This is a genomic window from Bacteroides sp. An279 (assembly GCF_002159615.1).
Lineage (GTDB): Bacteria > Bacteroidota > Bacteroidia > Bacteroidales > Bacteroidaceae > Phocaeicola > Phocaeicola intestinalis.
The window spans coordinates 1-24,836 of the sequence record NZ_NFJA01000011.1; the positions used below are offsets into that span (position 1 = coordinate 1).

The following is a 24,836-nucleotide window of genomic DNA, read 5'->3' on the forward strand; positions in this document are numbered from 1 at the left end:
TTTGCACCGCAATTCAACGGAATGCCCAGATGGCGGAATCGGTAGACGCGCTGGTCTCAAACACCAGTGGAGTAAAATCCATCCCGGTTCGACCCCGGGTCTGGGTACTTCAAACCCTTGGTAATCAACTGATTATCAAGGGTTTTTCTTTTTATCGGGCGTACTAAAAGTGTACTTCCTGACGAAAAGAAAAAGAAAGAGTACTTTCGCCGTTTTAGCAACCTTATATTTATGCTTTATTAACAAAGATGCTGCATATTTCTTCCTTTCTCCTGCTTTTGTTTGCTTTGAAAACGGTATCCATCACTTATCTTTGTAACCCAAACCGATTTTAATGCACAACGTATATGGAAGATTTCAGAGAAACCAACTTCAAAAAGATACAGCAGTTACTTGATAAATGTGTTGCCCATGAATACGGGATGAAAACTAATGCGCTTGCCTTAAAGCGTGAATACCTGACGGAAGCGCAAATGAATGACTACATCCGGCAAGAAATTTTCAACGTGACCGAGAACCTTGTATCCCTATGCCAAAAGAACCGTGCCCTGCACAATATACGTTTTGACATACTGATGCCGGACTTCCTTTGGGAAAGCGGTTTCTTCGAGAATCTCTCTTTTGACGAGCGGAAAAAATATATTTCGTTCCAATGTTCTTCTTTTGATATGGACAAATACCTGCAATCTTCCACTTGCTATGATGAGCAGCTTCCGTTCTTTTCTTCCATTGTGCGCCTTGTCATGCAGACCCAATATCTGGAATACCTCCAACAATCGGAGGACGCCAGTCATGCCTCTGTTCCTTTGGATGAGAAATCAGAAGAACAGCCAAAAGAAGAAGAGAAGGCACAGCCTGAGCCGACCAAGATAGTCGGGAAATCCAATCCATTCAAATCAGTCCTTACAACGCAACAAATCAAACTGTTGGTCGAATGTATCAACGAAGCGCACATATTCACCACGACAATCACCCCGAAAATCCTTTCGGACTTCTTCGCCTGCAAACTGAACGGGGTATTGAAGTCCAACAACAACCGCTTGCTGGCTTATCTGATGATGCAGCTTAGCTGCTACAACTATATCGCTTATGAGTGGCAGTCCGTCATAGCCAACAACAAGCTGGTACTTGCCAAGATAAAAGACAAATACCTCACACGCAGCGACTTGTCGAGCGCGACAGACAACGTGAAGTGCATCTACCCGAAAGGATACGAACTCATAGACAAATACATCAAGCAACTGCAAAAAGGTTGAGCATAGTCTGAGCGGTCAAACAAAGCTCAATTAGACTTCATTTCCAAGCCTTTAACTTTGCCCCCGTTAACAAAACGATGCGGCATGTCGGCATAGGTCAAAACAAAAATATTTCACGTGAGTTACCCGTAACTTATGTGTTGATGTTTTGGAGGATGCCGATTTTTGCTCCATCAAAAATAAAACGAGGGTGCGCACCTTCATATTGTTTCACCAAAAAGTTTCAAGCAATATGGAAAAAACTTTGGAAATGCGAGTGGAAGAACTCGAAAGAATGTTGTTCCTAACCAAGAACGTGCTTAGCTTTGATGAAGCGAGCACATTCCTCAACCTGTCCAAAAGTTACCTTTACAAGCTGACTTCGGGCAATCTGATTCCCCATTACAAGCTGCAGGGGAAGATGCTTTATTTTGAGAAGTCCGAACTGGAAGCATGGCTCCGCCAGAATCCGGTAAAGACCAAAACGTAGATAGAGCAGGAAGCGCAGAAGTATGTTCTCAACCGTCCCTTAAAGAAGTAAAGCCCATGGAAAACAAGAAAAGCACGGAGGCTAAAGGGGACACCATCATGAAGAAGGAAGAATTTGCTGCCCTTTGGAAAAGCATCCGCCTGAAAGTGACGGACACTTACGATGTGCCGCCTGAAATCCTTTGGGTGAACGGCTCCACCATCGGGACGCTGGGCAACTTCAGCGCCTCCACAGGCAAGGCGAAAAGCAAGAAGACGTTCAACATCTCCGCCATCGTTGCAGCGGCACTGACAAATGACGAGGTGCTGCACTATTCGGCGTGCCTGCCTCCGGACAAACGGAAAATCCTTTATGTGGACACCGAACAGAGCAGGTACCATTGCCACAAGGTGATGGAACGCATCCTGCGGCTTGCCGGACTGCCGACCGACCAGGACAGGGACGACTTTGTTTTCATCGTGCTCAGGGAACAGACCCCTGACATGCGGAAGCGGATTATCGAGTATATGCTGGAGAACATGCCCGAAGTGGGGCTGCTCATCATTGACGGCATCCGCGACCTGATGTATGACATCAACAGCCCCAGCGAATCGACCGACCTGATAAACCTGCTCATGCGCTGGTCAAGCGGATACAACCTGCACATTCATACCGTGCTGCATCTGAACAAGGGGGATGACAATACGAGGGGACATATCGGCACGGAACTGAACAACAAGGCGGAAACCGTCCTGCAAATCACCAAGAGCACGCAGGACGGGAACATCAGCGAGGTAAAGGCGGCACATATACGCGACCGGGACTTCGAGCCTTTCGCCTTCCGCATCAACGACAGCGCATTGCCCGAAGTCGTGGACGGCTATGTATTCCAGCAGCCCAAGCAGGAAAAAAGTTTCCCGCTTACGGAACTGACTGAACAGCAGCACCGCACGGCGTTGGAAAACGGTTTCGGCAAGCGCACCGTGCAGGGCTATTCCAACGTCATACAGGCGTTGAAGCAGGGCTATGCAAGCATCGGCTACGAGCGGGGACGCAATGTCCTCGTGGCATTGAACACGTTCCTCGTGAACAAGCGTATGATTGTAAAGGAAGGAAAGGGATACCGTTACAATCCCGATTTTCACTACTAAAACAGGTTTGGTTTAGTTCGGACATATATATAAGGGGAACAGACTTCCCGTTTCCCGTCACTCCCGGCAATCAAGTCCGGTACAGTACGGGCGTATATATGAAGGTCTAAACCGGACTGGTACACATCCCAATTATTCATCATCCACTAAAAAGTTTGCATTATGAACATTGAAGAAGCAAAGAAAATACCCATCACCGATTACCTGCACAGTCTGGGATATTCACCCGTCAAGCAGCAGGGAGCGAATCTATGGTACAAATCGCCACTGAGGGAGGAACATGAAGCATCCTTTAAAGTAAACACAGAACGGGAACAATGGTATGACTTCGGGGCTGGCAAAGGCGGCAACATCATCGCACTGGCACAGGAACTTTACTGTTCCGACCATCTGCCGTACCTCTTAAACCGGATAGCAGAACAGGCACAGCATGTCCGCCCGGTCAGTTTTTCTTTTCGGCAGCAAAGGTCGGCACCGAGTTTTCAACATTTGGAAGTCCGTGACCTCACCCATCCGGCATTGCTCCGTTACTTGCAGGGGCGTGGCATTGACCTTACACTGGCAAAAAGAGAATGTAGGGAACTGCGTTTCACTCATGACGGCAAGCCCTACTTCGCCATCGGTTTCCCGAATGTGGCTGGCGGCTACGAGGTGCGCAACTCCTTTTTCAAAGGCTGCATCGCACCGAAAGACATCACCCATATCCGGCAAGAGGGCGAACCAAGGGAGAAGTGCCTGGTGTTCGAGGGCTTCATGGACTATCTTTCATTCCTCACGCTAAGGACAAAGAACTGCCCTGCCATGCCCAACCTTGACAGGCAGGATTACGTCATACTCAACTCCACCGCCAATGTACAGAAAGCCATTGACGCATTGGGGTAGTATGAACGCATCCACTGCCTGCTCGACAATGACGAGGCAGGCTTCCGGACAACGCAAGCCATCACAGCGGAATACTCCTATCGGGTACGGGATTTCTCACACAATTACCGGGGATATTCCGACCTGAACGATTACCTGTGCGGCAGGAAACAGGAACAGAAAAACGGACAGAATCCGGTGCTAAGGCAGAAGAAAGGCAGAGGAATCTAACCTTGCGGAGATAGACACTGTGACCAACGGGCAGACGTTTCTTAGGGGAAGCAAGGTTATGTTTCGGTAGACCGAAACCGCCTTGCTTTGCTCCCCGCAAAGGAAACCGCTCCCGTCGGTCGCAATTTTCAAGACAACTTCCAAAGACAAAAATGTATGACAGATACAAGGAACAAATCAGGCGGTCGTCCGGCAAAGAACCGGATAGACAAGCAAAGACGTGTGGTCAGCACGAAGCTGACCGAGTTGCAGTATTACGCCGTTAGGAAGCGGGCATCAGAAGCCGGGCTGCGTGTCAGCGAGTATGTGCGGCAGGCTGTCGTGTCGGCAGAGATAACGCCCCGGCTGAACAGGCAGGATACGGACATCCTCCGCAAACTGGCAGGCGAAGCGAACAACATCAACCAGCTGGCGCACCGGGCAAATGCCGGAGGCTTTGCGAAAGTGGCGGTCGAACTGGTGAAACTTAAGAACAGGATAGTGGAAATCATAAGCCATTTGTCGGATGATTGGAAAAATAAGGAAAGGAAGCGGGTTTAAGGGCTGTGTGGACTACGTGCTGGGCAAGCAGCAGGCGGTCTTGCTCCATGCGGACGGAGTACTGGCGGAAAGCAGGCAGGACATCATCCGCTGCTTCTGCACGCAAGCCTCCATGAATCCCCGTCTGGGCAAGCCAGTCGGACATATCGCGCTGAGCTATTCGGTAAACGATGCGCCCAAGCTGACGGACGAGAAGATGATACAACTTGCGCAAGAGTATATGCGCGAGATGAAAATCACCGATACGCAGTACATCATCGTGCGCCACCAAGACAGGGAGCATCCGCATGTGCATATCGTGTTCAATCGCATAGACAACAACGGCAAGACCATCTCGGACAGGAACGACATGTACCGCAACGAGCAGGTGTGCAAGAAGTTGAAAGCCAAGCACGGGCTATACTTCGCCAAAGGCAAGGAACTGGTTAAGCGGCATCGCCTGAAAGAGCCGGACAAGTCGAAATACGAGATTTACACGGCTGTGAGGAATGAAATCGGCAAGTCCAAAAGTTGGCGGCAGTTACAGGAGCGGCTGGCAGAAAAGGGCATCGGCATCCGCTTCAAGTATAAAGGGCGTACAGACGAGGTGCAGGGCATCTCCTTCACCAAAGGTGCCTATACGTTCAAAGGTTCGGAAATAGACCGCAATTTCAGCTTCTCCAAACTGGATAAGCATTTCGGGAACGCAGGAATGGATACCGTAGAAAATAGCCGCCAGCAGATAGTTTCCGCACCTATTTTGGAGCCTGAGCAAACACCGCAAAGGAACGACAGCCCTTCAATGGGCGGCTTGTTCAGCTTGTTCGATGTTTCGCCGTCTGCTCCATCGGACGAAGAAATTGACTGGAGTCTGAGAAAAAAGAAGAAGAAAAAGAAAAGACAACTTAAACTGTAAACGGATATGGAAGAAAATTTGATTTTAGAGGGGCTTCTCTCCATGGTCACGGAACTGAAGGAGAAGCAGGAAGCGCAGGTGACGCCAGCCGGACGCGAGGAAACCCTTTCCCGACTGGAGGCTATAGAACGGGCATTGTCTGAGTTACGCAGGAACCCGGCGGTTCCCGAAAAAGAGTTGCAAGACATCCTGACCCGGCTTGCCGAACTGCGGAAATCAGGACAGGAACAACGGCAATCTTTCGGGGAGGTCAAGAATTATGTAGTAGCCACTTTCGGCTGTCTCAAGGAAATGCTGGAAACAATGAAGCGGTACCATGATGAGCGCATGGCAGAAAAAGAAGAAGCCAAACCCGTACCGTTTCATCGGCGGATTTACAACAAAGTAACTTCTTTGGTACGCCCGAAGCTATTCCTCTTTTCGGCAGGTCTGATTGTCTGTGCCACGTCCCTGTTCCTGAATGTCCGTCTGGCTGAACGGATGGGGCAGTTGCAGGACAACGACATGAAATACCGTTATCTGCTGATGCAGGGACAAGCGGACGGCAATACCCTTGAAAGACTGGAGAATAAGTTCAAGTGGCAGCGGGACGAGCGTTTTATCCGCAACCTGACGGATTCGGTACTAGATTTTGAGGAACGTTGCCGCAGGCAGGCGGAAGCCTTGGAACGGGCAAAGCTGCTTAATGAGCAGGCTGAGCAGTTGAAAAAGGAAGCTGATAGGTTAGGAAATCAGTAAATAGCAAAAAGCCGAGGTGAAGGATAAGTCCCATAACTTCGGCTTTTGAGTTTAATAGTTATACGTAATTCAAACAGACTATTTTTTTTAGACAAGCCTTGACCATCGTCAAGGTTTATATGATATTTTTCACGAAAAAAGAAAAGTGAAATTTTATTGTTAAGATTTTATTTTATATTTGCGCCGCTTAAAAGGAAAACAAATATATGTAGAACAAAAAACTACTTTTTATGGCAAACTTATCAAAAGAAGGCAATATTCAACATAAACTTGGATTTGCCGGGTTACTCATCACATTGGGTATTGTTTTTGGTGACATTGGAACATCGCCACTCTATGTTATGAAAGCCATCATTCATACTGGAGAAGCTCTTGATGAAAATTATGTTTTAGGCGCATTGTCTTGTATCATATGGACGCTTACTCTTCAGACTACGGTGAAATATGTGCTGGTGGCTCTCCGTGCCGACAATAACGGGGAGGGTGGCATACTTGCGCTTTATGCCCTTTTACGCCGCCACAGAAGAAGGTGGATTTACATCATTGCCATTATCGGTGCGAGCACTTTGCTTGCTGATGGTATTATCACTCCAGCCATTACGGTCACAACTGCCATAGAAGGACTTGAAAGTATCAGTCCGCATCTGCCTGTGATTCCTATTACACTGACCATTATTACCATTATATTTTTCGTTCAGCGTTTTGGTACAGAAAATATAGGACGGTCATTTGGTATATTTATGCTACTTTGGTTCCTGCTTCTTGGAATCGCCGGAGCTATCAGTCTGACTTCCTATCCTCAAGTATTCAAGGCATTCAATCCTTACTATGCCATACGGTTATTAGTGGAATCCCCCCACTGGTTTCTGATATTGGGTGCCGTTTTCTTGTGTACCACTGGTGCAGAAGCCTTATACTCTGATTTAGGGCACTGTGGCAGACGAAATATTACGGTCAGTTGGATATTTGTAAAGGTGATGCTTATTCTAAATTATTTGGGGCAAGGAGCGTGGGTATTGCATCATCCGGAAAGTGCAGAAGGTACAGTGAACCCATTTTATTCAATCATGCCACAAGAAATACTGTTGTTTTCCATAGCAATGGCTACCGGGGCAGCTATTGTTGCGAGCCAAGCTCTAATAAGCGGTTCATTTTCCATATTGAGTGAAGCTATGAACTTGAATTTCTGGCCTCGTATGCGTATTAAGCACCCTACCAACGTAAAAGGTCAGTCATTTATTCCAATGGTAAACCTTGTAATGTATATTGGAGTAATATTTACTATATTGTTGTTTCGAGATTCCACCCACATGGAAGCCGCTTATGGACTTGCCATAACTATTACAATGTTGATGACAACATTGTTGTTGGGATTCTATTTGCATATGCATAACATTCCACGCATTCTATCAATACTGTTTGTCGGCGGATATTGTGTTATTGAAGGTATTTTCCTTGCTGCAAACCTGTCCAAATTTATGGTCGGAGGTTGGTTTACGCTGTTAATAGGTGGATTATTATGTTTTATCATGTTTGTATGGGTAAGTGCCAACAAAATTCGTCGAAAACATATGTCTTCCAAACGGTTAAGTGAATACTACAACATTATTTCTGATATTAAGGCGGACGAAAGCATATCCAAATATGCTTCTAATCTTGTCTATGTGAATCATGCAGACAAAGAAGGTTGTGTGGACGATAAATTGTTGTATTCCATAATTAATAAGCAGCCTAAACGGGCAGATCATTATTGGCTTATTAACCTTGAATTTGTGGATACACCAGACACACTTGAATATAATTGTTCCACATTAATAAAAGGGACATTGTTTAGTATAACCATGCGTATAGGTTTTCGTATAGAACCGCGCGTGAGCCTTTATTTACGACAAGTAGTTGATGACCTTGTTGCGGATGGTGAAGTAGAACTAACAAGCTCTTATCCTTCATTGCATAAGAATGGCATACCGGGTGATTTTCGCTTTATTATTATCCACCGGATATATTATCCTGAAGATTCCCGTAACCGCCGACAAAATTTGCTGATGAGCCTTTATGCCTTAATTAGAAAGATAGGCATTGGAGAACCGAGTGCGTTGGGGCTTGACACATCGGTTGTTGTTGTCGAGCGTGTACCGTTAATTATAGCTAATAGGGCAAAACATATTCGTCGTATAGAGCGGATTAAGCCTGAAAAATGCGATAATGATGCTAATATAGTCTTGGAAGAACAGAATGTATCATAAGTGACTTGCTATAATTATCGTCTGCATTTACGGTTTAGTTCTGTCTTTGGTTTATACATCCAAACTAACCTAAACCTATTCTTGTTGGCAGTAATAAACGTGCTGGCGAAAAGAGAAAGAATGGCTTTCCTTCTTTTCGCCAGTAGTGTTTTTTATTGCTAATAGTTTGCAGTTGAAATGAACTTCTTAATTTCCTCTTCAGTGGGAAGTTCTATCATATACTTTTGCACGAAGATGTTCGGGTCTAATCCGGCAGTGGCGTATTTTACCAACGTGTCGCCCTTCTCGGTGCAAAGCAGGATGCCGACAGGCGGATTGTCGTCGGGCTGCATCACTTCCGCCTTGAAGTAGTTAAGGTATAGGTTCAGTTGCGAAGCGTACTCATGGCGGAACTTGTCTATCTTCAATTCCACGATGACATGGCATTTCAAAATGCGGTGGTAAAACACGAGGTCGGCAAAGAAATAATCCCCGTCTATCAGGATTCTCTTTTGGCGTGCTTCGAAGCAGAACCCATGCCCCATTTCCAACAGAAAGTGCTGCAGGTTGTCGAGAATGGATTGCTCCAAGTCGTTTTCCGTTACCAAAGTACGGTCGTTCAATCCCAAAAACTCCAACGTAACGGGCGTGTTAATAATGTCTTTGGGCTGTAATTGCATGGCTTGCCGCTGCACCAAGGCAGACAAGGTTTCCTTATTTTGGGATAATCCGCTGCGTTCGTAATAGAGGGAATTGATTTGCCGCTCCAATTCCTTTACTGACCAGCAGCCCCGAATGGCTTCCATTTCGTAGAAAGCACGTTTTACAGGGTTATCAATGGGTGAAATTACATTCAAATGGGTAGAGGATAGGCGGCTAAATAACTTTTCGGGTGGGGTAATCCATTTGTTTTGAGCCGATTGAATGTATTGAGAAGATTCGGCGGTTGGCGACCGCCGAATTGGGTCTGCAAATTCGGCGGACAGTGTGTGCCGAATTTCGCTTCCTGCCAATATGTATTGTGCGATAGGCTCTTTCAGTTGCGGATAAACGAGGTACAACCGCCGGAACTCACGAAACCTGCGCTCGTTCAGTCCTTTGACATTCAACCGCTGTTCCAGTTTCTTCAACAGTTGCTCGCCGTATGCGGCACGGTCTTCACCGTTTTGCTCAAACTCCACGATATAGCAGCCCATGAGCCAGTTGCGGGCAGTCAGAGCGAGGTTTACAGCGTGTGCGGCTTGCGCCTGCAACGTGCTTTGTATCGTGCTGATATGTTTTACTAATGCTTCAAAGTCCATAATTGCAAAGGTAAGTCTTTTATGGTTAAAACTTTAATTCCGGCAGGCTGTTTATCGCTTCCTCTTTCAATTTATCCACCGCACGGGTGTATTTCTCCGTATGTTTCAGTCCGCTATGCCCGAGCAGGCTGGCAACCGTCTTGATGTTCGCCCCATTGTTGAGGATATTCACGGCGAATGAGTGACGGGCGCAATGCCAGCTTATGTGCTTATCTATCCCGGCTCTTTTCACCCAACGCTTGACGGATTTGCAGCAACTTTCATACGAAGGCAGGTTGAAGATGAGAGCGTCTTTGTTACCGTCTGCCGGCGGTTCTCCCACAAGCGAAAGAAGCCCGTCATTGAGCGGAATAACCACACCGCTACTGGCGGAATGACCTTTGGTCTTGTTCTGCTCAAATTTTAGCAGCTTATTAGCGTAGTCGATATTCTTATAGGTAAGGTCTTTCACATCACAGAAGCGCAAGCCACAATATAGGCAAAAGATAAACGCACGCCTTACGTTGGGGTTCTCGTTGTCATAATGGCACGCAATCAACCGCTGGATTTCTTCCGGCGAAAGCACGTCCTTGCGTAGTATCTGGCTATCCGCCTTGCAGGTAACGCCTTTGCAGGGGTCTTTCAGCATCACATCGTGGTCAATCGCATAGTGGATAACCTTCTTGAAACGCTGGAAGATGCTTTTAGCCCCTTCGCCCACGCTCCGGGATTGCAGATAAGCTACGAACTGTTCCATCATGTCCTTCGTGATAAGTTCCGGCTTGATGCCGAACTCGTGCATCGGGTAATGCTCCTTCAAAAAGTCCTTGAAACGGCTTAGGGCGATTTGCACCATCCGAATGTCTTTCTTGGTGTAGTCATTGATATAGGCTTGAAAATAATCCAAGAAATTCACGTTCCGGTCTTTTTTCAGGCGATAGCCCAACATGCTTTCCTTGAACTCCTGTTCACGCTCGGCACGTATCCTTACGGCAAGTTCCAATGTTTCCTTGTTTTGCTGGCGTTCCGCAGGAGTACGGGGCTTTTCTATCAGATACAAACTGAGGTTCTCTTTTCGCCTGTGATGCTTGATAGCGAACTTCGGCTTTCCCCGCATCTTACCGCTTTCATAATACACCTGATTACCGTTTTCATCCAATACAGGCTTTTCCTCTCTACCCAAATAATACTCCAGATACAAACTAATTCTGCCGTCCGACAGCCTGTTTTGCTCCAATTTAGGGTTTTCTTTCGTTTTATTTTCTAACTTTGCCATTGTTTAGAGGTTTTATCCCGATTTAGATACCGTAACCGGGTGATTACGCTAAATAATTGATTTTCTTTTGTTTTTCGATATTGCAAAGGTACAAAAGAAAATGGAATTTCAAAGTGTACTAAAAGTGTACTAAAAGTGTACTTAATGACGAAAAATGGGCAAAATATGGCAAAAATGGAGAAAATAAGAAATACACAAATGGCTGATAATAAGGAAGATGAATTCTTTTATTTTCCTATGATTTCTATGCCTTGTACCGGGTCTGGGTACATAAAAAGGCTGATAATCGACTGATTATCGGCCTTTGTTATTTTCCGTTTTTTTAGAGGAACAAAAGTTCACTATCTCACGAAAAATGCGTATCTTTGACCGTTTTAAAAAGTAGACTGAAAAGATATGAGCGAAGAACTGACCCTAAACAGCGGAAATACGTATTCGGCAAGCAGCATTCAAGTATTGGAAGGACTGGAAGCCGTACGCAAACGCCCCGCTATGTATATTGGCGATATCAGCGAAAAAGGATTACACCATCTGGTGTACGAAGTAGTAGATAACTCCATTGATGAAGCACTCGCCGGTTATTGCACCCACATAGAAGTAACTATCAACGAAGACAATTCAATCACCGTGCAAGACAACGGGCGAGGCATCCCAGTAGATTTTCACCAAAAAGAAAAAAAGTCGGCACTGGAAGTTGTGATGACCGTCCTCCATGCCGGAGGTAAATTCGACAAAGGCTCATACAAAGTATCTGGAGGACTGCACGGTGTCGGTGTATCGTGTGTGAATGCATTGTCTACCCACATGGTGACCAATGTGTTTAGAAACGGAAAAATCTACCAACAAGAATATGCATGTGGAAAGCCACTTTATCCTGTAAAGGAAGTAGGAACGACCGATATTACTGGAACCCGTCAGACTTTCTGGCCTGATGCATCGATTTTTACCACTACCGAATACAAGTATAACATTCTCCAGGCACGTATGCGCGAGCTTGCCTACCTGAATAAAGGTATTACTATTACCTTGACCGACAAGCGCGAAAAAGAAGAGGATGGTTCGTACAAACAAGAGGTCTTTCATTCGGAAGAGGGCGTAAAAGAGTTTGTACGCTTCCTTAATTCGAGCAATACACCACTCATCGATGATGTCATCTATCTGAATACTGAAAAACAGGGTATTCCTATCGAGTGTGCCATCATGTACAACACAGGCTTCCGCGAAAACCTCCATTCATATGTAAACAACATCAACACCATCGAGGGAGGTACGCACGAAGCAGGATTCCGCACGGCATTGACTCGTGTGCTGAAGAAATATGCCGAAGACAGCAAGGCATTGGAAAAAGCCAAGGTAGAAATTTCGGGCGAGGACTTCCGTGAAGGGCTGATAGCAGTCATTTCGGTAAAAGTAGCAGAGCCACAGTTTGAAGGACAGACTAAAACAAAATTGGGCAACAACGAAGTGAGCGGTGCTGTCAACCAAGCCGTGGGTGAAGCTTTAACTTATTATTTGGAAGAACATCCGAAAGAAGCCAAACTTATCGTAGACAAGGTAGTATTGGCAGCTACGGCACGCATTGCAGCCCGTAAGGCACGTGAATCTGTACAACGTAAAAGCCCGATGGGTGGAGGAGGGCTTCCGGGCAAGCTTGCCGACTGCTCCAGCCGCACACCCGAAGAATGCGAACTGTTCCTTGTCGAAGGTGATTCGGCAGGTGGCTCTGCCAAGCAGGGCAGAAGCCGCCAGTTTCAAGCCATCTTGCCGTTAAGAGGTAAAATCTTAAACGTAGAGAAAGCCATGTGGCACAAAGCGTTCGAAAGTGACGAAGTAAACAACATCATACAGGCACTGGGGGTACGCTTCGGTGTAGATGATTCGGAAGACAGCAAGAAGGCAAACATTGAGAAGCTGCGCTACAACAAAGTCATAATCATGACGGATGCTGATGTTGACGGCTCGCACATTGATACCCTGATTATGACTTTATTCTATCGCTACATGCCTGAAGTAATCCAGGGCGGACACCTTTACATCGCCAATCCTCCTCTCTACAAATGCACCAAAGGCAAAATCAGCGAATATTGCTATACCGATGAAGAACGTCAGGCATTTATGCAGAAATACGGTGACGGTACCGAAACAGGTATCCACACTCAGCGTTACAAAGGTTTGGGTGAAATGAATCCGGAACAGTTGTGGGAAACGACCATGAATCCGGAAACCCGCATTCTGAAGCAAGTCAGCATCGAAAACGCAGCAGACGCCGACTACATTTTCTCCATGCTGATGGGGGATGATGTAGCTCCACGACGTGAATTCATAGAAAGACACGCCACATATGCGAATATCGACGCATAAGGCGTTTTTATTAACTTCATATTCATTCACAATTAAAAATCCAGCCCCGCATCTTACACTAGGGGAAGCTCCAGCAATGCATTTTGTTGCTGGAGTTTTTTTTATTCCCACATTGACACATTCCCACATTTGCATATTATCATATAATTCCTTATATTTGACACATAAACTAACCAACAGAATCAGATGAAACTCACATTCCGTATCCAATACCATACTGTTTGGGGAGAAGACCTCCGTGTCATCTTCGATGAAGGTGACCCTCTCTTTCTCCAGCTTTCCACCCGCGACGGAAGCGAATGGAAAGGAAGTTGCGATTATTCGCCTGCCGAGTCCGGACGTCCTATCACCTATCGTTACGGGGTGTTCCGCGACGATATGTGCATCCGCAAGGAACTGGGAGCTATTGCACACACCGTGTATTCGGGCAATGTCCAGCAACATCAATACCTCATAGAAGATTGCTGGCGCGATCTTCCTACCGAAAATTACCGTTATAGTTCCGCCTTTAATGATGTCCATCCCCTGACATCGCCCAATCGATTGAGCAACAATGTGGGAAGCTGCATCACTTTCCGTGCCCTTTGTCCGGGATTGCATGTACAAGGACAGGAACTGGGGATTATCGGGAGCTGTAGTGCACTGGGTAATTGGGAGTATTGCCGTCCTATCCGGATGCACGAGGTTGCTTCGGGCGTGTGGCAGCTCACATTGGATGCATCGGCACTAAAATCACCATTCGAGTATAAGTTTGTCGCCATCAACGAGAAGACGGGAGCTGTAGAAGAATGGGAAACGCGTCCTAACCGCCTTTTTCAGATACGTCCGCTTCAACGCGGAGAAACTTATCTGCCTGCCGAAGCAGAAGTATTCTTCAACCGTCCTGCCTGCCGTATTGCGGGAACAGCCATTCCCGTGTTTTCGCTCCGCTCGGAAGGAAGTTGCGGTGTAGGTGACTTCGGCGACCTGAAACGGTTCATCACGTGGGCCATCGAGACCGGACAACGTGCCGTACAGATACTCCCTATCAATGACACTACAATGACTGGTACGTGGATGGACTCATATCCCTACAACAGTATCTCCATTTATGCTTTTCACCCGATGTATATTGACCTGCGCCAGTTGCCTGCATTGAACGATGAAGAAGCAATGAAGGCTTTCGAGCGACGCCGTATTACCCTGAACGGCTTGTCGCAGGTTGACTATGAAAAAGTAAACTGCCTGAAACGGGAATACCTGCATACCTTATTCCACCAAGAGCAAGAACAATTTCTGGAAATGCCGGAATTCAAAGCTTTCGTGCAAAAGAACGAAGAATGGCTACAGCCTTACGCTGCATTCAGCGTGTTGCGCGACCGGAATGGCACTGCCGATTTTCGCCGATGGGGAGTGGACAGCGTATACCAAGCAGACCGAGTGCAGCAAATGTGCATCCCCGGAAGTACGTACTACGAAGACATCTGTTTCTACTATTTTTTGCAATACTACTTGCACGTACAACTGCTTGATGCCTGCACCTACGGACGCAGCCAGGGAGTCATCGTGAAAGGTGATATCCCTATAGGTATCAGCCGCAACAGCGTGGAGGCATGGGTAGAGCCTTATTATTTCAATATGAACGGGCAAGCAGGAGCTCCTCCCGATGCTTTTTCCACCAACGGACAAAATTGGGGAATGCCCACCTACAACTGGCAAGTGATGGAGAAAGACCAGTACCATTGGTGGCAACGACGTTTCCGCAAGATGGCAGAATACTTCACGGCCTACCGCATCGACCATATCCTTGGTTTCTTCCGTATCTGGGAGATTCCTTATCATTCTGTCCACGGATTATTGGGGCAATTCGTCCCTTCGCTTCCAATGAGCAAAGAAGAAATACAAAGCTTCGGACTCGATTTCGACAAGGAACGTATGACACGTCCGTACATTGATGACCAGTTGATAGATAAACTTTTCGGTGACAAGGCACACGAGGTGCGCCACACTTTTTTGAAACATCTTCCCAGCAAACTGTATGCCTTGCGACCCGAATACAACACTCAACGTAAGGTCGAGACATACTTTGACGGAAAGGATGACCCCGCCAGTACGGATATGCGCGAAAAACTCTATTCACTCATCAGCGATGTGCTCTTCATCGCTGACCGCGATGATCCTAATAAATTCCATCCACGCATCGCCGTACAGAACGAACCGGTATTCTGCCACCTTTCTGCTAAAGAACAGCAAGCATTCAACCGCCTTTATGATCATTACTACTACCAGCGTCATAATGAATTCTGGTACCACGAAGCGATGAAAAAACTACCCATACTGCTTCAAGCAACCCCGATGCTGGTATGCGGAGAAGACTTGGGTATGGTACCGGGCTGCGTACCTTGGGTAATGAACCAGTTACAAATACTTTCACTCGAAATCCAGCGGATGCCCAAACAAACCGGTATAGAGTTTGGCAGACCCGAGAACTATCCTTACCTCTCGGTATGTACCATCGGCACCCACGATATGACTACCCTGCGCGGTTGGTGGAAAGAAGACTCCACTGTTACCGACCGCTTCTATCATAACGAACTGCACTACTGGGGCACAACACCCGAAGAAGCTCCTGGCTGGTTATGCGAGGAAATCGTCCGCCGTCACCTGCAGTGTCCTTCGATGCTTTGTATCCTGACGTGGCAAGACTGGACCGCAATGGACGAAGCCATCCGTAATGCAGACATTGATGCCGAACGCATCAATATCCCGGCCAATCCACATAATTACTGGCGCTGGCGGATGCATATCACCCTCGAAAAGCTGATGAGTCTTACCGACTTCAATCAACATATTCGCCAGATGATTGCTGAAAGCGGAAGAGCAGACGGATAAAGCTTTTTCTTTAAAACACAGTTTTTCGTTGACTAGTTCTATAGATTGAAAATTCAAAACAGCTAATCTGCGAAAAACTGTGTTTGCTTGCTTAGAAACTGTTTTGAATTTCTCCAAAAAGTTTTTCTCGTCTTGATGCATTCGTTTTCGTATGTACTTTGGGCAATTTTTTGTTCCTTTCCGTTTCTGTTCTTCGTCAGCTAGCCCACTATCTTCCTCATCACACAAGCGGGAATGCCTCAAAAACGCATTACGGTAAATTCAAAACAATTTCTTAATTTTTAATCCGAATCAGCAGATTCGCCAATATTGCCGTAAGTCCTCCGGTAGTGATGCCTGATGAAAAAATAGTGCGTAGGGTTTCGGGAAGCTGGCAGAGAATGTCAGGTACCAGTTCTACGCTTAAGCCAAAGGAAAAACTTAGGGCAACAACCAATGTTGCCTTGCGGTCAATGTCTTGTGAAGCAATGATACGTATACCTGCTGCTGCCACCGTGCCGAACATCAGCAACGTGGCACCGCCCAGTACCGGTTCAGGCATCAGCGAAAAGACCAATCCCACTGCAGGAAACAATCCCAATATAATTAGCATCGCGGCAATGTAGTAACCCACATAACGGCTTGCTACACCCGTCAGTTGTATCATTCCGTTGTTTTGGGCAAAAATGGAATTGGGAAACGAATTAAGGCAAGCAGCTATCATCGAATTAAAGCCATCAGCAAAGATGCCTCCTGAAGCACGGCGGACAAACTTCTCTCCCTCTACAGGCTCGCCCGAAATTAGTGAGTTTGCCGTAATGTCACCATATGCCTCAATGGCGGTAATAAGATAAATCAATGCCAAGGCTATGACAGAAGATATGTCAAAAGAAAGTCCATAACGGAAAGGCATGGGAACATTCAGTCCGCCATAATCTGGGATAGAAGCGAAATCTACCATCCCCAGACACCATGCCACTATATAACCGATAGCGAGTCCAATGACAATGGAACTCATACGCAGGTAACGGTTTGAACTACGGTTAAAAAAGATAATCAAAACCAACACCAGTCCGGCGAGTCCCACATGACGCAGGCTGCCGAAAGTTCCGTCGGCTTGTGCTGCAGCTCCGCCTCCGCAAGCCGTGATGCCCACCCGTATCAGACTCATGCCAATAAGAGTTACCACAATACCCGACACCAACGGGGTGATAATCCGACGGGTATATTTCAATAAACGACTGATAAACATCTCGACCGATGCAGCAGCCATACAGGCACCAAAGATAGCTGAAAGCCCTCCGGTCAGTCCTGCTGCAATAATAGGACCGATAAACGAAAAGCTGGTACCTTGTATGCACAGTAAACCACATCCGATAAAACCTATGCGGCGACATTGGATGAAAGTGGAAATGCCCGAAGCAAATAATGCCATTGATACCAGATAACCAGTTGTTTCCAAATTCAATTTTAGAGCACCGGAAATAATGAGCGGCGGGGTGATAATTGCCACAAAAATGGCCAGAAGATGCTGCAATGCGGCAAAAAGAGTCTCACGCAAGGGCGGACGGTCATCCAGCCCATAGATTAACCCGGAAGATACTACAGGTCCTTGATGTTCTTCCATTATTCGCGGATTTTGATTTCACAATTCTCCAAACTCTCAATGATAGCAAGCGACTCGACGTGTATCCCCTGCTGACGCAAGTAGTCACCTCCGTGCTGAAACGCTTTTTCTATTAAGAATCCCATCCCCACCAATTCAGCTCCTGCCTGCTGTACCAGATCAATGACACCTTTGGCTGCATTACCGTTCGCCAGAAAATCATCAATAAACAACACCCTGTCGCCCGGACACAGGTAATCACGGCTGACACAGACTTCATACGAACGGTCTTTGGTGAACGAATAAACCATTGTGGTCAGCATATTCTCCATGGTACTGGGACGTTTTTTCTTGGCGAACACTACCGGCAATTCGAGAAGATAGCCTACCATAATGGCTGGAGCAATGCCACTCGCCTCGATGGTCATCACCTTATTTATATCTGTACTTGCAAACCGGCGGACAAACTCTACCGCCATCGATTTCATCAAAACCGGATCCATCTGGTGATTGATGAAATTGTCTACTTTCAAGATTCCTCCTTCAAAACATTTTCCGTCCCGCAAAATACGCTCTTTCAGTGCTTTCATATTGTGTAAATTTTGTCTTTCGCGCCACAGATTACATAGATTTGAGAACAATGCTTACATCCGTATTACTATGTTCTTCAGTCTATGTAATCTGTAATGAGTTAATTTTGTGCAAAGGTACGGCTTTTTATCCTATTTCCGGCAATACATGGAGCAGAGATATTATCTGGAAAGCAAAAAAATCAAACATTCTCCGGTTCTCCATCTACCACCAAGTTTCCTCCACCTGTTACTTCACCGGTAGTCCATTCGGTCACATCGGAATCGCCAATAATCAGTTGTCCGTCATTGATACGGATGGTATACTGGTAGCAATAACCGGCGGCAAATGCGTGACTGATATTTTGCGTGCTTGCCGTGAACGATACGCCGTCGCGTGTATAGCCAATAGAGAATGTCAGCGTCACTTGGCTTTCCGACGGATTGAGCAACAAGGCTATCTGTGTATCGGTAACATCATCAATAGTTGTGCCTCCTGCAGACATCGTCCACTTGTTCTTCGCTTCGGCTCCCGATATTTCAGTCATTAATTCGCTGGTGAAATTGTATGTATGCTCCGTAAAACAACCTTCACCTTCAATGCTGACTTCATTTAACAAAGTTTCCATATTGCCCTCATCAACCAAAGTTATCAACAACAGACTGTATGTGTGTTTGAACGCATTGGCACCGGTAAAATTAACCGTACCATTATTGTCGCCGAAGTTACATTCTTTTGTCGCTACCAAAAAGTCGTATGTCCCCAGTTCGGCAAGTTTGCCTGACTGAAGACTGAGGTCGGGCATTGGCACTTGGCTGCGCGTAGCTCCCGCTTGGTAAGGATAAAATGCGCAGAAAGCAAAATCACTGGTCAGGTCGGGCCAAGACAGTCTGGCGGCAGCTTCCCAAGTGCCTGCTTTGTTGGTAAACAATGTCGGGCTATCTTCCTCGGGCATAAAGAAACCAATTTCATCCCCCGGATTGAATGACACATTGCCACCCTCATCTGTCGTTGTACGGCTTTCCACACTGCCCGAGACTTCAGCACGCAGGCGGATATCGGTATTTTCTTTTGCCGTTCCCGCTTCGGGAACGTTCTCTTGCTGGCAGGCAAACATTGTCAATGACAAAGCTATGCCCAATAATACTTTTGTTTTCATCTGAATATAATTTAATATACTAATCATTTATAACTAACGCAACATTTGTCGGTTGTATCTGTTTGGCACCAGTTTTTTTTCAAGATTATTTCTGCATTCCTTTATTTTCCTTACCTTTGCCTTTAGAAACTGTTTTGAATTTATCGCACGAAAACGGATACATTAAGCCGAGAAAAACTTTTTGGAGAAATTCAAAACAGCTTCTTGGATAGTAACCAAATTTAAAAACAGCGATATGAAAAAAATTTCATTCTTCCTTCTTTGTTCCCTGATTTCCGTATGGACATATGCACAAGAAGCCAAATACGTGTTTTTCTTCATCGGCGACGGAATGGGAGTCAACCAAGTACAGGGTACCGAACTTTATTTGGGCGAACTGGATGGTAAAATCGGACTTACCCCGCTCGACTTTACCGAATTCCCCTATGCCACTACCAGTTCCACCTATTCAGCAACCAATGGCGTAACCGATTCAGCAGCCGGAGGCACTGCACTTGCCACTGGCACAAAGACTAAAAACGGTACCATCGGCATGGAGCAGGACCAGCAGACCCCCATCGCCAGTATCGCCATGCGGGCAAAAGAGAAAGGATGTCGTGTGGGTATCGCTACCAGCGTAAGTATAGACCATGCCACACCTGCTGCTTTTTATGCTCACAACCCGAACCGGAAAAACTATTACCAGATAGGGAAAGACTTGTTTACTGCCGGTTTCGACTTTTACGCCGGTTCTGATTTTCTCGACCCCGATAACCACGGGCAAGGCGAAAGTCTCTATACGCTTGCCTCACAGTATGGATATACCTTGGCAAGAGGATACGAAGACTTCATGGCAAAAAATGAACAGGCCGACAAACTTATCCTGCTGCAGACCGAAAAAGCTTCGGCAACCTACCGCGATGCTATTCCCTATGCTATCGACCGTCGCGAAGGTGATCTTTGCCTGAGCGACATCACAAGTGCTGCTATCCGTTTCCTTTCGAAAGACCTAAGCAAAGGTTTCTTCTTGATGGTAGAAGGTGGAAAAATTGACTGGGCATGTCATAGTAACGATGCTGCTACAGCATTCCGGGAAGTGGTTGATCTGAACGAATCCATCCGCCAGGCACTTCAGTTTTACGAAAATCATCCCGATGAAACTCTCATTGTCATCAGTGCTGACCATGAGACAGGTGGTTTGGTGCTGGGTACAGGTGCATATGCCCTCAACCTGCAAGCCCTGCAATACCAGCGCGTAAGCGAAACTGCCTTTACCTCCATACTGAACAGTCTACGTCGCCAGACGGGCAACCGCGTGACGTGGGAGCAGGCACGTCAGGCACTTGCCGACAACTTCGGGTTCTGGAATGAACTGAAACTGACCGAACAACAAGCAAAACGCCTTGAGGAAGTATATTGCCGCACTTTTACTGGCTCCGATGTAGAAATGGAAAAAAGTGAATATGCACAAGACGAACCACTGGCAGCCGAAGCCGTACGCATTATCAATGAAATAGCCATGGTAGGTTGGGTCAGTGGCGGCCACTCGGCTGGCTACGTACCCGTATTTGCCATTGGAGCCGGAGCCGACCATTTCCAGGGACGAATGGACAATGTCGAGATTCCGGCACGCATTGCCGAAATTGCACACTACCAGTAAAAAACTGTTTATATTTTACCTAGGTTTGTTTTGAGAATTGTTTTCGAAGGTGTTTTTTGATTTTATAAGGAGGACAAGTAAGCTATCTGACGAAGAACAGAAGCGGAAAGGATCCAAAATCCGTCAAAATAGTTAAAGTTGTTGATTAGGTTGTATTATCAATCCAAAGGGTATCTTTTTATAGTTTCCATCTCAAAACCGTACGTTCTTGATATGGAAACCGTATGTTTTCGATATGGAAACCGTACGGTTTCCATATGGAGAACGTAAAAAGAAGACAGTTTGAAACAGATACTGAACCTTTCAATCATACATTGATTTGTATCTGTCCAACAAACTTATCGGAGAAATTAAGCTGTTTTGAAATGTGCAAGGTATCCATCACCTCTTTAAGCGGATGTTTTCAGTTCCTCGCTTGCGGCTCTAAAATCTTTGGTGTAACTTGCCACTGTTTTTCAGTCAGGTCCGGTGGATAGTGTGTCATAACTTTATTGTTTGCTACCTTTAAAGATATGACATTTTTCCCAAATTGACCGGCTGATTCTGAGAAGCTGTTTTGAATTTCTCCAAAAAGTTTTTCTTGGCTTGATGTATCCGTTTTCGTGTGTGCTTTGGGCGATTTTTTGGTCCTTTCCGCTCCTGTTCTTCGTCAGATAGCCCGCTATCTTCCTCATCACAGAAGCGAAAATGCCTCAAAAACTCATCCCAAATCATCGCACGATAAATTCAAAACAGCTTCTGAAAAAGGAAGAAAAAAATTCGATTATCGAGATTTGCCCAGTCCGTAATGTAATAGCACGTTTCGGTAACAAGTGGGCGTTGCTGGTCGTACTGGTAATCAGCGAGCACGAATGTGTCCGTTTCAATGAGTTATGCCGCCTGATTCCGGATGTTTCTTCACGGGTGTTATCGGGTACGCTCAAGACACTGGAAGCCGATGCCCTTGTTGCCAGAAAAGTGTATCCTACCGTGCCGCCAAAGGTAGAATACCGTCTGACGGATATAGGCCGCTCGCTCGTGCCGCTCATCGCTCAACTGACCGAATGGGCGCAGACGAACATGAAGACCATCGTCAAGCACCGTAAGGCGTTCGATACAAAGGCTGCGAAAGCAAATTAACAGGTTGTTTTCCTGCATATATAAAACTTTCTCCTTTTTGTTTAACATCCAAAAGTTTGTCCATGCATATTTTTGCAGTCGTAAAAATATATCTTGTAAAAGCGGTGTGAATATCTATTGTGGCAAAGTAAAGAAATGATGAAAATACAGAAAGGGAAAATTATTGAAATCAATACAGTGGAGGAATACGTCGCCCTGTTTGGCTGTCCGCCGATATGCCATCCGCTGTTGAGCGTCTGCCGCCTGTCTGATGTAAAAGACTACAGTCCTATCGGTAAACCGGTGCGGTTGAACCTCTATACCATCACGATAAAGGACAAGACCACCTGTAATGCAAGCTACGGGTGGCGCAGCTATGACTTTACACGCGGCTGCATGAATTTCTTTGCACCGGGGCAAGTGCACAGTTGGGAAGAGAAAACTGTAAACACCGGCAGATGGGGATGGATGCTGGCTTTCCATCCCGACTTCATACGCAAATATCCGTTAGGCGCAAAAATCGGCAGGCTGAAATTCTTTTCCTACGATGTGAGGGAAGCCCTGCACATATCCGACATGGAGCGGAACGTAGTGGAGAATATCCTGGAAAACATCGAGAACGAGTACAGGCAAAACATCGATGCACATACGCAGGACATTATCGTCTCACAACTTGATGTCCTGCTGAATTATTCGGAACGCTTCTATACGAGGCAATTCCAGACACGCAGCAGTGTGGAGCCCGACATCGTGACACGGGTACATCTCCTGCTTCAAAAGCATATAGACGAGCATCGCAAAGAGTTTATTTCCGTCAATGCCTTAGCCAGTGAATTGAACATGTCTCCGCACTACCTCAGCGACCTTTTGCGCAGCCAGACCGGAATGAACACGCAACAGCACATCCACGCATTTCTGATAGAGCAGGCAAAATCCTTGCTGGCGACTACACAACTGTCCGTAAGCGAGATTGCATACCGGTTGGGATTTGAATATCCCCAGCATTTCAACCGTCTGTTCAAGAGCAAGACAGGCATTACCCCACTGGAATATAGAAATATGAACTGACACGTATATGGAACAAACTGAAAACAAAGGAATGTCGCGCCGTTCTTTCCTGAAACGGCTGGGTATCATCGGTGCGTCTACCGGATTGTCTGCCTGCGGACACGAGCAAGCCGGACAAGAAACCGTAAGCGGGGAAATGACTTACCGCACCGACCCTAAGACAGGACAGCAAGTTTCCCTGTTAGGCTACGGCTGTATGCGTTGGCCGCCTGCCACCTCTCCACAAAAGGACGGTTGTCCGATAGACCAAGAGACGGTAAACGGATTAATAGACTATGCCATAGAACATGGCGTGAACTACTTCGATACCGCTCCCATTTACGGGCAAGGTTGGTCGGAAACCGTTACGGGAAAAGCCTTGAAGCGTCATCCCAGAGAAAAGTTCTTCATCGCTACCAAGATGTCCGGGGCATCCGACCTTTCTCGCGAGAATCTGACAGCCATGTATCACCGCTCGTTTCAGCATTTGCAAGTCGATTACATAGATTATTACCTCCTGCACGGCATAGGTGGTGGCGGAATGAACCTGTTCAACAAGCGTTTCATACAAAACGGGATGCTCGACTTCCTACTTGAGGAACGGGAACAGAGAAGAATCCGACATCTTGGCTGGTCCTTTCATGGCGATATTGAAGTGTTCAATCGTGTGCTGCAGATGCACGAACAAGTGCATTGGGACTTTGTGCAAATCCAACTCAATTATGTGGACTGGAGGCATGCTTCCGCTTACAATGCCGATTGGCAAAAGGCTATGGGAGATGACACCAACGCCGAATACCTGTACGAAGAATTGGCAAAGCGAGACATTCCCGTAGTCGTCATGGAACCTTTACTGGACGGAAGGCTGGCCAACGTCACACAAGACGTACTGGATCAGATGAAACAGAAGCGTCCGGATGACACGGCTGCGGCATGGGCTTTCCGCTTCGCCGGGTCATTCCCGAAGGTGCTGACCGTTCTTAGCGGAATGACTTATAAGGAACATCTACAGGACAACCTGCGTACTTTTTCACCGCTCATTCCCCTGTCCAGCGAAGAAAGCGATTTCCTTGAGGATGTGGCGGAACGGATGAAGGACAGCCAGAATATCCCCTGCACCGACTGCAAGTATTGCATGCCCTGTCCATACGGAATAGATATTCCGGCGAACTTTCTCCATTATAACAAATGCGTCAACCACGGCTATGTTTCCAAAAGCCATCTGGATGCCAATTATGAGGAAGCCCGGAGAGCCTTTCTGATAGGTTATGACCGCCGCGTGCCTAAATTGAGTCAGGCAAGCCGCTGCATCGGTTGCGGGCAATGCGTGTCCCATTGCCCGCAAGGCATCGACATTCCATCACAAATGAGAATGATTGATGATTATGTGGAGCAGTTGAAGCAAGGAACTTTATAGGAAATGATTTCGATACATTTATCCCACTTCCAATTTTTGAAACATTCCTCATAAATGCAGTGCCTGCTTGCCTGATTCTTGCGCAAAATCATTACTTTTGTGCTTATTGAATCCTTTAAGCAAAAGGAATATATGGAGAATTACGAAGATTGCTTCTACCAACATTGATCGGAAAAGAACGGATGAAG

At 46.4% G+C, this 24,836-nt stretch carries 19 protein-coding genes, 1 tRNA gene and 1 pseudogene; 15 read left to right on the forward strand and 6 right to left on the reverse strand.

What is annotated here, in order from left to right; translation table 11 throughout:
- The first annotated feature begins 23 nt into the window (after positions 1 to 23).
- From B5F78_RS03505 to B5F78_RS03545, 9 genes and pseudogenes are all read left to right on the forward strand, one after another.
- A tRNA-Leu gene (locus B5F78_RS03505) sits at positions 24 to 107 on the forward strand.
- A 240-nt stretch (positions 108 to 347) separates the two neighbouring features.
- Positions 348 to 1,256, forward strand: coding sequence for a hypothetical protein (locus B5F78_RS03510; protein ID WP_087406035.1), 909 nt, complete (start codon positions 348 to 350; stop codon positions 1,254 to 1,256).
- Between the two features lie 232 nt (positions 1,257 to 1,488).
- A complete protein-coding gene (locus B5F78_RS03515) occupies positions 1,489 to 1,725 on the forward strand; it encodes a helix-turn-helix domain-containing protein (protein ID WP_087406062.1) in 237 nt (78 codons plus the stop codon).
- 56 nt (positions 1,726 to 1,781) lie between these two features.
- Positions 1,782 to 2,855, forward strand: a complete 1,074-nt coding sequence (locus B5F78_RS03520; protein WP_087406036.1) for an AAA family ATPase — start codon at positions 1,782 to 1,784, stop codon at positions 2,853 to 2,855.
- 162 nt (positions 2,856 to 3,017) lie between these two features.
- Positions 3,018 to 3,947, forward strand: a pseudogene (locus B5F78_RS03525) (toprim domain-containing protein).
- A gap of 156 nt (positions 3,948 to 4,103) precedes the next feature.
- Complete coding sequence (locus tag B5F78_RS03530; RefSeq protein ID WP_022456182.1) at positions 4,104 to 4,487, forward strand: MobC family plasmid mobilization relaxosome protein; 384 nt, start codon at positions 4,104 to 4,106, stop codon at positions 4,485 to 4,487.
- Positions 4,453 to 5,382 (forward strand): relaxase/mobilization nuclease domain-containing protein, encoded by a 930-nt coding sequence (locus tag B5F78_RS03535; RefSeq protein WP_087406037.1) that lies wholly within the window; start codon positions 4,453 to 4,455, stop codon positions 5,380 to 5,382. Before B5F78_RS03530 ends, B5F78_RS03535 begins: the two co-directional genes overlap by 35 nt.
- Positions 5,383 to 5,388: 6 nt before the next feature.
- The gene (locus B5F78_RS03540) at positions 5,389 to 6,120 is read left to right on the forward strand and encodes a hypothetical protein (protein ID WP_071148004.1); all 732 of its coding nucleotides are present in this window, start codon (positions 5,389 to 5,391) and stop codon (positions 6,118 to 6,120) included.
- Between the two features lie 230 nt (positions 6,121 to 6,350).
- Positions 6,351 to 8,366: a KUP/HAK/KT family potassium transporter gene (locus B5F78_RS03545; RefSeq protein ID WP_018710110.1), complete on the forward strand. Its 2,016-nt coding sequence runs from the start codon at positions 6,351 to 6,353 to the stop codon at positions 8,364 to 8,366.
- A 158-nt stretch (positions 8,367 to 8,524) separates the two neighbouring features.
- Here B5F78_RS03545 and B5F78_RS03550 read toward each other — a convergent pair whose 3' ends face one another.
- Both B5F78_RS03550 and B5F78_RS03555 read right to left on the reverse strand, forming a co-directional pair.
- Entirely contained in the window at positions 8,525 to 9,646 is a 1,122-nt protein-coding gene (locus tag B5F78_RS03550; protein WP_087337873.1) for a PDDEXK nuclease domain-containing protein, read from the reverse strand.
- A 25-nt stretch (positions 9,647 to 9,671) separates the two neighbouring features.
- On the reverse strand, positions 9,672 to 10,901 hold the full coding sequence (locus B5F78_RS03555; RefSeq protein ID WP_087406038.1) for a site-specific integrase: 1,230 nt from the start codon (positions 10,899 to 10,901) through the stop codon (positions 9,672 to 9,674).
- Between the two features lie 396 nt (positions 10,902 to 11,297).
- Here B5F78_RS03555 and gyrB point away from each other — a divergent pair, with 396 nt between their 5' ends.
- Positions 11,298 to 13,262: a DNA topoisomerase (ATP-hydrolyzing) subunit B gene (gyrB, locus tag B5F78_RS03565; RefSeq protein ID WP_022039830.1), complete on the forward strand. Its 1,965-nt coding sequence runs from the start codon at positions 11,298 to 11,300 to the stop codon at positions 13,260 to 13,262.
- Between the two features lie 186 nt (positions 13,263 to 13,448).
- Positions 13,449 to 16,133: a 4-alpha-glucanotransferase gene (locus tag B5F78_RS03570; RefSeq protein WP_087406039.1), complete on the forward strand. Its 2,685-nt coding sequence runs from the start codon at positions 13,449 to 13,451 to the stop codon at positions 16,131 to 16,133.
- Positions 16,134 to 16,407: 274 nt separating this feature from the next.
- Here the strand turns inward: B5F78_RS03570 and B5F78_RS03575 are convergent, their stop codons facing one another.
- From B5F78_RS03575 to B5F78_RS03585, 3 genes are all read right to left on the reverse strand, one after another.
- A complete protein-coding gene (locus B5F78_RS03575; protein WP_087406040.1) occupies positions 16,408 to 17,739 on the reverse strand; it encodes a uracil-xanthine permease family protein in 1,332 nt (443 codons plus the stop codon).
- Positions 17,739 to 18,308, reverse strand: a complete 570-nt coding sequence (gene xpt / locus B5F78_RS03580; RefSeq protein ID WP_022039932.1) for a xanthine phosphoribosyltransferase — start codon at positions 18,306 to 18,308, stop codon at positions 17,739 to 17,741. The genes B5F78_RS03575 and xpt overlap by 1 nt, the downstream gene beginning before the upstream one ends.
- A gap of 182 nt (positions 18,309 to 18,490) precedes the next feature.
- Entirely contained in the window at positions 18,491 to 19,447 is a 957-nt protein-coding gene (locus tag B5F78_RS03585) for a fimbrillin family protein (RefSeq protein WP_162608474.1), read from the reverse strand.
- Between the two features lie 235 nt (positions 19,448 to 19,682).
- On the opposite strand from B5F78_RS03585, the gene B5F78_RS03590 reads away from it, so the two are divergent.
- The gene (locus B5F78_RS03590; protein WP_022039934.1) at positions 19,683 to 21,086 is read left to right on the forward strand and encodes an alkaline phosphatase; all 1,404 of its coding nucleotides are present in this window, start codon (positions 19,683 to 19,685) and stop codon (positions 21,084 to 21,086) included.
- A gap of 504 nt (positions 21,087 to 21,590) precedes the next feature.
- Here B5F78_RS03590 and B5F78_RS03595 read toward each other — a convergent pair.
- Positions 21,591 to 21,800, reverse strand: coding sequence for a hypothetical protein (locus B5F78_RS03595; RefSeq protein ID WP_162608475.1), 210 nt, complete (start codon positions 21,798 to 21,800; stop codon positions 21,591 to 21,593).
- Here B5F78_RS03595 and B5F78_RS03600 point away from each other — a divergent pair.
- The 3 genes from B5F78_RS03600 to B5F78_RS03610 all read left to right on the forward strand — a co-directional run bounded on the left by B5F78_RS03600 (position 21,774) and on the right by B5F78_RS03610 (position 24,648).
- Complete coding sequence (locus B5F78_RS03600; RefSeq protein WP_087207957.1) at positions 21,774 to 22,205, forward strand: winged helix-turn-helix transcriptional regulator; 432 nt, start codon at positions 21,774 to 21,776, stop codon at positions 22,203 to 22,205. The two genes, B5F78_RS03595 and B5F78_RS03600, sit on opposite strands and share 27 nt — an antisense overlap.
- 135 nt (positions 22,206 to 22,340) lie before the next feature.
- Positions 22,341 to 23,252, forward strand: coding sequence for a helix-turn-helix domain-containing protein (locus B5F78_RS03605; RefSeq protein WP_239473494.1), 912 nt, complete (start codon positions 22,341 to 22,343; stop codon positions 23,250 to 23,252).
- A 7-nt stretch (positions 23,253 to 23,259) separates the two neighbouring features.
- Positions 23,260 to 24,648, forward strand: a complete 1,389-nt coding sequence (locus B5F78_RS03610) for an aldo/keto reductase (RefSeq protein ID WP_087406043.1) — start codon at positions 23,260 to 23,262, stop codon at positions 24,646 to 24,648.
- Positions 24,649 to 24,836: the final 188 nt, after the last annotated feature.